Here is an 11,457-nt window from a genome sequence, read left to right on the forward strand (position 1 = left end):
GCGGACATGACGGTTGCGAACGGGGGCATGGCGAAACCGCCGGCAAAGGTCGCCGGCCGGGGCCGGGCATCGCCGGGGTTGGGCCGGGCGCCGGCACAGGTGCGCGAACACCCCGGCCGTCCGGCAACGCCGGTCCTGAACGCCGTCGACCGGAACGGCCCGGCAGCGGCCGGTTGCGGCAGTCGCGGGCCGCGTCCGGGTCCGCTGCCGGGCAGGTCAGCCGCTGCCGAATCGCTGCCGGTCCGCTCCGCGGCGATGTGACGGCGCACGCGCATGCTTCCCCTCTGCAGCAATCAAAGTCTGCGCGCGGGTGCGGCCTGTCCGGCCACGAGCAGGCTCAAAGGCCCCCCGAAGAACCTGCACCCCCGCGCGCAGACCGCTCCGGGTCCGTGGCGGCCCGAAGCTGTCCGATTGATTGTCTTTCAAGCCAGTGTGGCTGTTTTCGGATAGCAAAGCGAGAGACTTGCCGTCAATGCTGTAAATTTATGTTATTATCTAAACCGGATGACAGCCGAAGCGAGAACTCAGGATATTGTATCGATGACGATTTATAGAGTTGTAATAAAGTGTAATTAATGGACTTTGGTCCATTAAAGAAAGAATTTTTGTCTTTCGGAATTTTTTAATCGGACTGCGGCCGGGCGTAACCGCAGATGTGTTTTTGCCCCTGTTCGCGCTGCGGGGCGGCGGCTGCGGGCCGGGCGGCGCGGGCAGGGTGGATAGTCTCATCTGGCACAAGAAAAGCAGTGGCGGGCGGGCGTCGCGGCGACTCCGTCTGCGCACCCCGGACTGCGCGAAAACCGGGTTTTTCGACGGTCCGGCAATCCTGGACAGTCCGGCAATCCTGGACGGTGAGCGATTCCCGCGACGGTTCCGGGTTGCCGCCGGCCGTTGCGGCCGGGGACCTCAGCCGGCGGAGACCTCAGCCGGCGGAGATCTCAGCCGGCGGAGACCTGGGCGCCGGCGGTGAACAGGTAGCCGATGCCGCGCACCGACTGCACCGGCAGGTCGAGGCCGCAGAGGCCCTTGACCTTGCGCCGCAGGCGAAACAGCAGGACTTCCAGATGCGGTTCGTGCGCCTCGCCGCTGTCGCCCTTCAGCGCGCTCAGCAGATCGCTCCGGTTCACCGGGCGGCGCGGGATGGTCATGAGGCCGGCAAGCAGGCTGCATTCCGCTGCGTTGACGGGCACCGGCGTGCCGTCCGGCGCGGTCAGGGTGCGGCCGGCGCTGTCCAGCCGCCAGTGGCGGGCGCTCTCGGGCGGCGGGGCAAGGCGGGCATGCAGATTGCGGATGACCAGTTCCAGCTCAGTCAGTTCCACCGGCTTCAGCAGATAATGGTCAGCCCCCCGCGATAAGCCCTCCAGCCGGTCCTGCAACGCAGAGCGGCCTGTGAGCATGATGACGCCGGCCTGCCCGCGCAGCTGCAGCCGCTCGACGGCCGCGAACCCGCTCTCGCCCGGCAGGTTGATATCGAGCACGACGATATCGGCCGGTGCATCGCGCAGCGCCTGTTCCAGCCCGGCGATATCGCCGGCCGCACGCACGCTCATGCCCGCCATTTCGAGAAAGACGGCAAGGCTTTCGCAGAAATCGGCATCGTCCTCCACGACGACGACGCGCACCGGTTCCGCCGCCTCGGGAGCCGTGTTCTCCATCGTGTCCGTCACGTTGCGAACTCCTTGTCATGCCGCTTTCTCATGCCGCAGGCGCCTGCAGCGGCAGCACGAGGCAGAAGGTGCTGCCGGCGGACGGCGTGCTCTCCACACCGATGCTGCCGCCGTGGCGCTCGGCGATCCGCCGCACGATGAAAAGCCCCAGCCCCGCCCCGGGCAGGCGGGCGTGGGCTTCGCTGCGATAATAGCGCTCGAACACCGCCTCGCGGTCGCCGGCATCCAGCCCGGGCCCGTCGTCGCCGACACGGATGGTCGTCTGGCCGTTGTCCTGCGCGGCGGCAATCCGCACGCTGCCGCGGGTGTATTTCAGCGCGTTGCCGATCAGGTTGCCGACCGCAATGCGCAGCAGCATCGCGTCGGCCTCGACGATCAGCGACGGCGGGGCATCGAGGGTGACGAGGCGCCCGTCGCCGGCCCGCACATCGCGCGCCAGATCGGCCAGCAGGGCCGTGAGATCGAAGCGGCGGGGCTTCAGTTGCAGGGTGGCGCGGTCGAGCCATTCGTCGGTGAGAAAGGTGTCGATCAGGCCGCCGAGCCGGCTGGCGGCGCGGCCGATCTTGTCGAGCTCCTGCCGCTCGCGGGGGGCGGCGGGCGCGCCGGCGCGGATGACGTGGACCGCGGCGCCGATGGCGGCGAGCGGGGTGCGGAATTCGTGGCTGACCATGGCCAGCAGGTTGCGCTGTTCGCGCAGGGCCCGCCGCAGGGCAGTCTCGGCCACACCGCGCGCCTCGTTCTCTTCCTGCAGGGCGCGGGTGCGGTCGGCAACCGCGCGTTCGAGCGTCCGCTCGTTGCTGCGCGAGGCCGCCAGAAGGGCGGCTTCCAGCGCAAGGCGGGCGTCCTGCGTGCTGCGGACGGCGGTCAGCATGCCGGCGAACAGAATCGCCACCTGCACCACGAGCAGAACGGGAGAAATCCAGATGCTGAACACATTGAGCGGCACCAGACCGAACAGCAGCCCGGCATAGATGTTGAGCATCGCGCCGTAGACCAGAAAGCCGGCGAGGTACCAGCGGCCGGCCGGCTCTCCCGCGCGCAGGCTGCGGAAGGCCGCGATCACCGCCAGAACGGAAAAGGCCATCATGACGGCGATCAGGCCCGGCAGCAGCGTGGCGTGCAGGTCCAGCGGCGAGGTCAGCACGCCGAACAGCGTGAAGCCCAGAAGACCCAGCATCGCCCGCCGGCTCCACGGCATCGCCCGGAAGCCGCCGAACATCGTCAGCGCCGTCAGGATCATGGCGGCGCAGGTCAGGTTGAGCAGCAGCGAATGCAGGGCATAGACCGCGCCCGTGGAAAGGCCGTCCAGCGCCGGAAGCGCAAGGCCGGTGACCAGCAGCTGCAGGGCCGTCATCAGCGCGGTGCCGGCCCCCAGCATCGTCAGCGTGCGCGCCCGCAGCCACACGCCGCAGGCTATGGCCGCGGCCGCCAGCAGCGCCGCCGACCCCAGAATGAGCGACAGCCCGGTGGCCAGCGCCGTCAGCCGGCCGGTGAGGGCCGGCAGGCGCTGCACATCCAGCAGCGCCCGGATGGTACGGGTGCCGGCAAGCCGCACATAGACCGTGCGGCTCTCGCCCGCCGGCATCTCCATGCGAAAGACGAACAGCGGGACCGGCAGGTCGCGCGCCGCCATCGGCACCGCAAGGCCGGAGCGGCGCCACGCCATGGCAACCCCGCCGCCGGCGGCGGGCTCGGGCACGAAGGCATCCACCTCTGCCGTCAGCGGGTGGGCGTCGACCGACAGCCACCACACGCCGTCTCCGCCGGGGCCGGCCGCCAGATCGAAGCGCAGCCACCATGCCCCGTCGTTGTCGATGCCGGGATCGAAGCCGCCGGCCACCGGCCTGAAGGCGCCATCGCGATCCGCCGCCCCGACGGCGGCGCGATCCATCCGCCCGGTCGGGTCGTGGAAGGCGGCGACATGCCCCTGAAGCGCATAAGAGGCCTGCCGCCCTTCGAGCACCAGCGGGGCCGGTGCTGCGGCGTATGCGCCCCCGGAGGCCGGCGCCAGCCACAGGGCAGACCAGAGGGCCAGCCACACGCCGGGGCGCGCCAGCGGCATCGCAAGGCGGACGATGCCGCGAACCAGTGCCTGCCGGATGCCGTTCACGCGCCGCTCAGCCCCTCGTCCTTCAGCCGTGCTCCGGCAGCCGCGGGCACGGACTGCCACCGGCCGGCGGCAGGGTCATTACGCCCTGCGCCGCTGCCGTCCGCAGTCCGGCCGGTCATAAAGCGTTCTCCTGCGGTCCGCCCCGTCAGGTCCGCCAAAGTCTATAACAGCATCCGCCGGCCGGCCATGGCTCACGATGGCCCGACTGTTCAATCCCGTGCGCGCGACAGCCGGTCCGGGTCTGCTGCGCAGCCGGGATCATTCAGGCCGATGCGGGCCCGGCCGGTGCACGGCACTGTCTCCGGCCGGGCGCAGAACGCAGAATGCCATCGTCGCCGTAAAAAGCCGGGCTGCACGACTATTCGGTGTCGTATTATTGGCTGTCGGAAGCAGTCATACGCCCGTCACGCCTGCGACTGTAATAACGGAGTCTCATCGGGCAACCGGTGATGAGGACGATTCAGATCGGAATGGCGGTGTCTCATATGACAAAAACGCAAAGCGGCGCTGTTGCCGGCGTTCATAATGCCGCAGGGCCACGCCGGTCTCCTGTCGACAGGAAGAACAGTGCCGGCGAGAAGTTCGTGTTCTTTGCCGTTCTTCTGGCAGGGCTGGCCTTCACCGGATATTCCATCTGGCACGATATCAGCGCATCCGGTACCAGCACGCTGGCGATCATTCCGTTCATCCTGCTGGTGGTTGCGCTGCTGATTGCGCTGGGCTTTGAATTCGTGAACGGCTTTCACGACACGGCCAACGCGGTTGCCACCGTCATCTATACCAATTCGCTGCCGGCCCAGTTCGCGGTGATCTGGTCGGGCACGTGGAACTTTCTCGGCGTGCTGGCCTCCTCCGGCGCGGTGGCATTCGGCATCGTGTCGCTGCTGCCGGTGGAACTGATCCTGAACGTCGGGTCCGGCTCGGGGCTGGCCATGGTGTTCGCGCTGCTGATCGCGGCGATCCTGTGGAACCTCGGCACCTGGTATCTGGGCCTTCCGGCCTCGTCCTCCCACACCCTCATCGGCTCCATCATCGGCGTCGGCCTCGCCAATCAGGTGCTTCAGGGCTTCGACGGCACGTCCGGCGTGGACTGGGGGCAGGCGGCCAATGTGGGCTACTCGCTGCTGTTCTCGCCCGTCATCGGCTTCTTCGCCGCCGGCCTGCTGCTGCTCAGCCTCAGGGTTCTGGTGCGCAACCCGGCGCTCTATCGCGAGCCGCAGGGCCACAAGCCGCCGCCCTGGTGGATTCGCGGCCTGCTGGTGCTGACCTGCACCGGCGTTTCGTTCGCCCACGGCTCCAACGACGGGCAGAAGGGCATGGGGCTCATCATGCTCATCCTCATCGGCATCGTGCCCACCGCCTATGCGCTGAACCGGGCGGTGAACGTGGACGAGGTGGCGCAGTTCCGCTCTGTCGCCCGGGCCACCGAGACGGCGCTGCTGCAGGCCGCCGGCGCGACGCCGGCGCCGGCCGATCCGCGCCACGCGCTGACGACCTTCGTGCGCACCCGCACCGCGACGCCGGAGGTGATGCCGGCGCTGGCGCAGGTCACGCGCGAGATCTCCGACATGGTGGGCAATCACGAAACGCTGGCGCAGGTGCCCGCGGCTTCGGTCTCCAACATGCGCAACGATATGTATCTCGCCTCCGAGACCATCCGCGTGATGCTGAAGACCGGCCAGCCGCCGGCCGATGCGGTGCTGAAGGAGGACCTGACCGCCTTCCGGCAGCAGCTCGATACCGCGACCAAGTTCATTCCGCTGTGGGTGAAGGTGGCGGTGGCCATCGCGCTCGGTCTCGGCACCATGGTGGGCTGGAAGCGCATCGTGGTGACCGTTGGCGAGAAGATCGGCAAGACGCATCTGACTTATGCGCAGGGCGGCGCGGCGGAACTGGTGGCGATGGCCACCATCGGAGCGGCCGACATGTATGGCCTGCCGGTTTCCACCACCCATGTGCTGTCGTCGGGCGTGGCCGGCACCATGGCGGCCAACCGCTCCGGGCTGCAGATGTCGACCGTGCGCAACCTGCTGATGGCGTGGGTGCTGACGCTGCCGGCCGCCATTGCGCTCTCCGCCGGGCTCTATGTGCTGCTGCGGCAGATCATGTGAGCGCGGCCGGCGATGCGGGGCCGCGCCCCGCTGCCGGGGCCGGGAAAGGACGGGACGGGGCGGAACCGCGGCCGGCGGTTTCGCCCCGCCTGCATCGGGCCCGTGGCCTGTCTGCTGAAGCCGCCTGTCCGCTGAAGCCGGTTATCCGCTGAAGCCCCCGTTCCGCAGGAAAGCCTCTTCCGCAGCCGTGGAGGTGCGCCCCAGAATGACATTGCGATGGGGAAAACGGCCGAAGCGGCGGATGATGTCGCGGTGGCCTTCGGCATGGCCCAGCCAGGGTTCGCCCAGCCGCCGGTTCAGGGCGAGCGACAGGTCCTGATCGGCCGGGTCTTCGGAGTGGGCGAAGGGCAGGGCGAAGAACAGGCGCAGGCCGGTTTCGGTTGCCGCCATGTGGCCCAGCGCCTCGGCCCGGCGCGCATAGAGGCGGCACAGGCTGTCGGTCGCATACATGTGGCCGGTGTCGCGGAAGGCATTGCGGGGAAACTGATCGAGCAGGATCATCAGGGCCAGCGCGCCTTCCGGCGTTTCGCTCCAGCCGGCGCAGGCGCGGCGGGCGGCGGCAAGGTGCAGGTCGAGGAACGCGTCGCGAAAGCGCGCATCGAAGGCGGGGTCCTTTGAAAACCACGCATCGGCCTCGCCGGCCTCGCGCCAGAAGGCAACGACACGGCGGGCTTCGGCCGGGGCGGGCGGGGCGGCGGAGCGGGTCAAAGGGCGTCTCCCTGTGCGGTGCTGCCATCTGTGCGGTGCGGCGGGCGTCTGCCGCCGGCGCGCCACGGCACAATAGCCGGGCCGGCGGCTGTCGCCACAGCCGACCGCAGGGCCGGTGCGTTTCCCCCCGGCCTCTGCGGTCTGCGTGGCGGGCCGCCGGCGGCCTTTCCGCCTTGTCGGCCCGGTCAGTCGAAAGCGTCGATGCGCACGCGGCCCTCGCCGGTCCAGCGGTCGAGCGTGGTCTGTGCGGCGCTTTCCGTCAGGGCGCCGAAGCGCACCAGAACGTCGGCGAGAGCAGCCTGCACGCTGTCGACGAACGCGCGCCGGCCGCAGATATAGAGAACGGCGTTCCGGTGCAGCATCCAGTGCGCGAGGTCGGCCCCGGCGGCGCGCAGCCGGTCGCCGACATGGGCGGCATCGTCGGCATCGCGCGAGAAGGCGGTGTCGAGCCGCGTCAGCGTTCCGTCGGCAAGGGCGGCGCGGATCGCATCCCGCCACAGGAAATCGCCGTCGCGATGGCGGTTGCCGAACACCAGCCAGACCGGCCCGGCCGGCCGCGCCGCCCGCCGCTCTTCCAGAAAACCGGGGAACGGCGCGATGCCCGAACCGGCGCCGATCAGGATGACCGGCCGGTTCGGATCGTCCGGCGGGTTGAAGCCGGGGTGCGGCGCGATTGTCGCCTCAACCCGGCCGCCGGGCGGCAGCGTGCGGGTGAGGGCGCCGGAGACCTGCCCGGAAACGGTGTTTCCGGCCGCGTCGGTGCGGGTGTGCAGCCGCACGGTCAGTACGAGGCGCTGCGGGGCGCCGCTGTCGGTGCTGCCGATGGAATAGCTGCGCGGCGCGCCCCCGCCCGGCGGCGTGATGCGCACCAGATCGCCGGGACGGAAGGCGAGGCGGGTTTCGCTTTCCAGCACCACCGCCCACGTTTCCTGCGTGCCGGGGCAGGCCGGATCGTCCAGCCGCCAGCGGTCGGCCAGCCGCAGCGCAACCGGCGGGCCGGACAGCGCCGGTGCCGCGCCGGCATCGCCGGCAAGGCCCGGATCGCGGCCGAGCTGTGTCATCCACTGCCGCCAGATGCCCTCCGGGTCGCCATCGGCGCAGAGCATCGGGGTTGCTTCGCGGGCGCCCGCCGCCAGCAGCGCGGTCCGCAGGGTGTGGCCGCCGCCGCAGAAGTGCTGATAGCTGCGGTCGCCGAGCGCGAGCACCGCCAGATGCACGCCGGCAAGCGGCGTCCCGCCGCCGGCGGTTCCGGCTGCAAGCGCTTTCAGAAAGCCGCGCGCGCCATCCGGCACATCGCCCTCGCCGGTGGTGGCGGCAATCAGAACCACGCGCGGGAAGCCGGCAAGGCCGGCGGGCGTGAGGCGGCCGAGCGGGGCCACGGCCACCGTGTGGCCGCCGGCCTCAAGTGCGGCGGCGGTGGCGGCGGCAAGGCGCGCCGCGGTGCCGGTCTGGCTGGCGTGAACGACGAGCACGCTGCCGCCCGCCGCCTTCGGCCCGGCCGCCCGGTCGCGCCGCCAGCGCCGGAACCATGAGAGAAAGCCGGTGGCCGTCAGGCCCAGAAGGGCCAGCGACGCGGCGAAATTGAGCAGGCCGGACCACGCCCCGGCCCATGTGCCCTCATGGATCTGCTTGGCAAGGCCGGGGCCGCCTTCGAGCCTTGTCACGCTTTTGTCGGTCACCACGGCGGCGGTCGCGGCCGGGCCGGCGATCTGCACCAGCACGGTGCCGCCGCGAAACCGGCGCGCCGATACGAGGTGGGCGAGGTCGAGGCTGTCGCCGGCGGTGCCGAGCGCGGCGGCGATGCTGACCGGGCTTTCGGCCCGCGGCAGCGGCACGCGGACGCCGGCGCCGATGCCGGTGATCATCAGACCCGCCGTCAGCGGCGGCATCAGCACCAGCGGCAGCAGGCACCAGCCGATGATCATATGCCAGCCGAGCAGGGTGTTGCGGAAGCGAATCCAGGTCAGCAGCGGCCCGAACACCACGATGGCGAGCATGGCGAAGGCGGCCGCCTCCACCAGCGGCGCGAGCCCCAGCAGCAGCGACTTGTGAAGCGTCTCGGCGGTGCGGAACACATCGACCGGGCTGGAGGGCGCGGAAAGCCGGTTGCCGGTCGCAATCTGCCACCGGCCGGCGAGAGCGCGGTCGCCGGCGGCCACGTCCACGGCCTGTCCGCCCTCGGCCAGCGTGATGGCATCCACGCGCCCGGCGGCCTCCAGCCTTGCGGTCAGGGCGGCGAGAGCGGCCGGGTCGGCCGTGCCGGCGGCGGCGATGCGGGCCGCGCTGTCGGCCACCACCGGGCGGAAGGACAGCACCGCGCCGGAAAGGATGATCACCAGAAAGACCGGCGTCAGAATGAGGCCGAGCCAGCGGTGAAGCCAGATCAGGGCCGGACGGATGCGCAAACGCGACATGATGGACTCCGCATGGGCGCGCCCGCGGCAGGGCCGGGGCGTCGCGGGCCTTCTGTGCCCGTCCGCTGTCGCGGAACTTTGTCGCCCGCGGGCGGATCGGTAAGCGACTTTGCCGGGGCGCGGACCGTGACACATTTGGATACAATTTTGCAGTGGCCGGCCCGCCCCGGCCGCGCGCAAGGAGGGGCGGGCCGGAGACCGACGCCGCACCGGGACCGCCGATGGAACGCACGCCTCATATTCTCGTCGTCGACGACCACCGCGAGATTCGCGAACTGCTGGCGCGCTACCTCGCCCGCAACGGCCTGCGCGTCAGCGTGGCATCCGGCGGCGCGGAGATGCGCCAGCAGATGCGCACCGCCGCCATCGACCTCGTGGTGCTCGACATCATGATGCCGGGCGAGGACGGGCTGACGCTGTGCCGCCAGCTGCGGCAGGCCGGCAATGTGCCGATCGTGCTGCTGACGGCCGTTGCCGAGGAGACCGACCGCATCATCGGGCTGGAACTCGGCGCCGACGATTATGTGACCAAGCCGTTCAACCCGCGCGAGCTTCTGGCCCGCATCCGCGCCATTCTGCGCCGCGCGCAGGGCGGCGGCAGCGCGCCGCCGGCGGCAGAGGCCGGCCGCATCTGCTATCGCTTCGACCGCTTCGTGCTGGATGCCGGCCGCCGGGTGCTGAGCGATGCGCAGGGTACGGCGGTCATGCTCGGCACCGCCGAGTTTCGTCTGCTGCTGGCTTTCGTCACCCGGCCCGCGGTGGTGATGACGCGCGATCAGCTGCTCGACATCACCGCCGGCCGTGCCGCGCAGGTGTTCGATCGCAGCATCGACAATCTCGTCAGCCGCCTGCGCCGCCGCATCGAAGCCGATCCGCAGCACCCCGCCCTGATCCGCACCATCTGGGGCGAGGGCTATATGTTCGCCGGACCGGTGGAGGTTGTGCCGGCGGAGGGGCTGCCATGAGGCCGCCGGGCGTCCGCCGCCGCCTGCGGCTGTGGCCGCGCAGTCTCGCCGGACGTCTGGTGCTGCTGCTGGTGGCCACGCTGGCACTGGCGCAGGCGCTGATGCTGGCGCTGGTGCGCTCGGAACAGGATATGGTCGTGGAAGGGCTGGTGCGCGGACAGGCGCTCACGCAGGCGGTGACGCTGGCGCGCCTGCTCGATACCTATCCGGCGGCCGACAGCGAGCGGCTGGCCGCGGCCTTCCGCACCCGGGAGATCTGCGCGTGGGTGGCGGACACGCCGCCGCCGGCCCGCACCATGACGGCGGCCGAGACAGGGCTGGCCGATATTCTGCGGCGCATGCTGCACGGCGTGCGCGCCGGCGCGCCGGCGGTCGCCATTGCCCCGCCCGGCAGCCTCGGCCGCGGCAGCTGCAGCGATGCCGACGCGACATGGCTGCCGCGCCAGCCGGACGACAGGCCGGAGGGCCGCCTGTCCGGGTTCGGCCGGCGCCGCCTTGCCGCGGCCGACATCGTGGTGCCGCTTTCCGGCGGCCGCACGCTGACGCTGCGCACGGCGGTGGCCTTTCCGCCGGGTTGGAACCGGCTGATATTTCTCTCGTTCCTCGTCTCGTCGCTGGCCGTGGCGCTGGTCACCGTCATCGGCGTCCGGGTGCAGACCCGCGCGCTGCGTGCGCTGGCGGACGCCTCGGAGCGGTTCGGACGCGGCGAGAGCGTGGCGCCGCTGCCGGTTGCCGGGCCTGCGGAGGTGGCCGCCGTCACCCGCGCCTTCAACACCATGCAGAACCGCCTCAGCCAGTTCATCGGCGACCGGCTGAAGCTGCTGGCCGGCATCGGTCACGATCTGAGAACGCCGCTGACCACGCTGCGCCTCAAGGCGGAGTTCATCGACGACCCGGCGGTGCGCGACGATATCGTGGCAACCATCGGGGAGATGACGGCGATCTGCGAGGCAACCCTTGCCTTCACCCGCGCGGAAGCGGCGGCGGAAGCGACCGGCCCGGTCGATCTGACCGCGCTCGCCCGGGAGATCGTCGAGGACTACCGGCTCGCCGGCGCGGCCGTCAGCCTTGCACCGGGGCCGGCGGTGGCGGTCACCGGCCGCCCGGTCGCCCTCAGGCGCGCCGTCCGCAATCTCATCGACAACGCCGTGCGCTACGGCCGGCAGGCCGACGTCACCGTCACGGCCCTGCCCGGCGGCGGCGCCGTCCTGGCAGTGGAGGACGAGGGCCCGGGTGTGCCGGCCGACCGGGTGGAGGAAGCCTTCAAGCCGTTCGTGCGGCTGGAGGCTTCCCGCAGCACCGAGACCGGCGGCATCGGGCTGGGCCTCGCCATCACGCGGGGCATTGTGCAGGCCCATGGCGGGGTGCTGACCCTGAAAAACCGCCCTCAAGGCGGCCTGCGCGCCGAAATTCGCCTGCCGCGGTGAGTCCTTGCGCCCGGCGCGTGCGTGTCTGGCGGCCGATTCTGGCGGTGCGGCGGGG

The 11,457-nt window shown here is 70.8% G+C and carries 7 protein-coding genes; 3 read left to right on the forward strand and 4 right to left on the reverse strand.

What is annotated here, in order from left to right:
• Positions 1 to 938: 938 nt before the first annotated feature.
• Positions 939 to 1,667, reverse strand: a complete 729-nt coding sequence (locus V7067_RS05845) for a response regulator transcription factor (RefSeq protein ID WP_334174945.1) — start codon at positions 1,665 to 1,667, stop codon at positions 939 to 941.
• A 28-nt stretch (positions 1,668 to 1,695) separates the two neighbouring features.
• Positions 1,696 to 3,777, reverse strand: a complete 2,082-nt coding sequence (locus V7067_RS05850; RefSeq protein WP_334174946.1) for a sensor histidine kinase — start codon at positions 3,775 to 3,777, stop codon at positions 1,696 to 1,698.
• Between the two features lie 584 nt (positions 3,778 to 4,361).
• On the opposite strand from V7067_RS05850, the gene V7067_RS05855 reads away from it, so the two are divergent.
• Entirely contained in the window at positions 4,362 to 5,888 is a 1,527-nt protein-coding gene (locus V7067_RS05855) for an inorganic phosphate transporter (RefSeq protein WP_334174947.1), read from the forward strand.
• A 141-nt stretch (positions 5,889 to 6,029) separates the two neighbouring features.
• Here V7067_RS05855 and V7067_RS05860 read toward each other — a convergent pair whose 3' ends face one another.
• Positions 6,030 to 6,596 carry a DUF924 family protein gene (locus V7067_RS05860; RefSeq protein ID WP_334174948.1) on the reverse strand — a complete coding sequence of 189 codons (567 nt, stop codon included), beginning with the start codon at positions 6,594 to 6,596 and terminating at the stop codon, positions 6,030 to 6,032.
• Positions 6,597 to 6,781: 185 nt separating this feature from the next.
• The gene (locus V7067_RS05865) at positions 6,782 to 9,010 is read right to left on the reverse strand and encodes a PepSY domain-containing protein (RefSeq protein WP_334174949.1); all 2,229 of its coding nucleotides are present in this window, start codon (positions 9,008 to 9,010) and stop codon (positions 6,782 to 6,784) included.
• A 221-nt stretch (positions 9,011 to 9,231) separates the two neighbouring features.
• Between V7067_RS05865 and V7067_RS05870 the strand changes: the two genes are divergently transcribed.
• Positions 9,232 to 9,975: a response regulator gene (locus tag V7067_RS05870; protein WP_334174950.1), complete on the forward strand. Its 744-nt coding sequence runs from the start codon at positions 9,232 to 9,234 to the stop codon at positions 9,973 to 9,975.
• Positions 9,972 to 11,402, forward strand: coding sequence for an ATP-binding protein (locus V7067_RS05875; protein WP_334174951.1), 1,431 nt, complete (start codon positions 9,972 to 9,974; stop codon positions 11,400 to 11,402). Before V7067_RS05870 ends, V7067_RS05875 begins: the two co-directional genes overlap by 4 nt.
• Positions 11,403 to 11,457 lie beyond the last annotated feature (55 nt).

The sequence above is a fragment of the Pseudoxanthobacter sp. genome, from assembly GCF_036822375.1.
Lineage (GTDB): Bacteria > Pseudomonadota > Alphaproteobacteria > Rhizobiales > Segnochrobactraceae > Pseudoxanthobacter.

What these genes read in the sequence shown, in the direction of transcription:
- V7067_RS05865 (WP_334174949.1), bottom strand. Translation starts at nt 9,010, where the DNA reads ATGTCGCGTTTGCGCATCCGTCCGGCCCTGATCTGGCTTCACCGCTGG.
- V7067_RS05870 (WP_334174950.1), top strand. Translation starts at nt 9,232, where the DNA reads ATGGAACGCACGCCTCATATTCTCGTCGTCGACGACCACCGCGAGATT.
- V7067_RS05875 (WP_334174951.1), top strand. Translation starts at nt 9,972, where the DNA reads ATGAGGCCGCCGGGCGTCCGCCGCCGCCTGCGGCTGTGGCCGCGCAGT.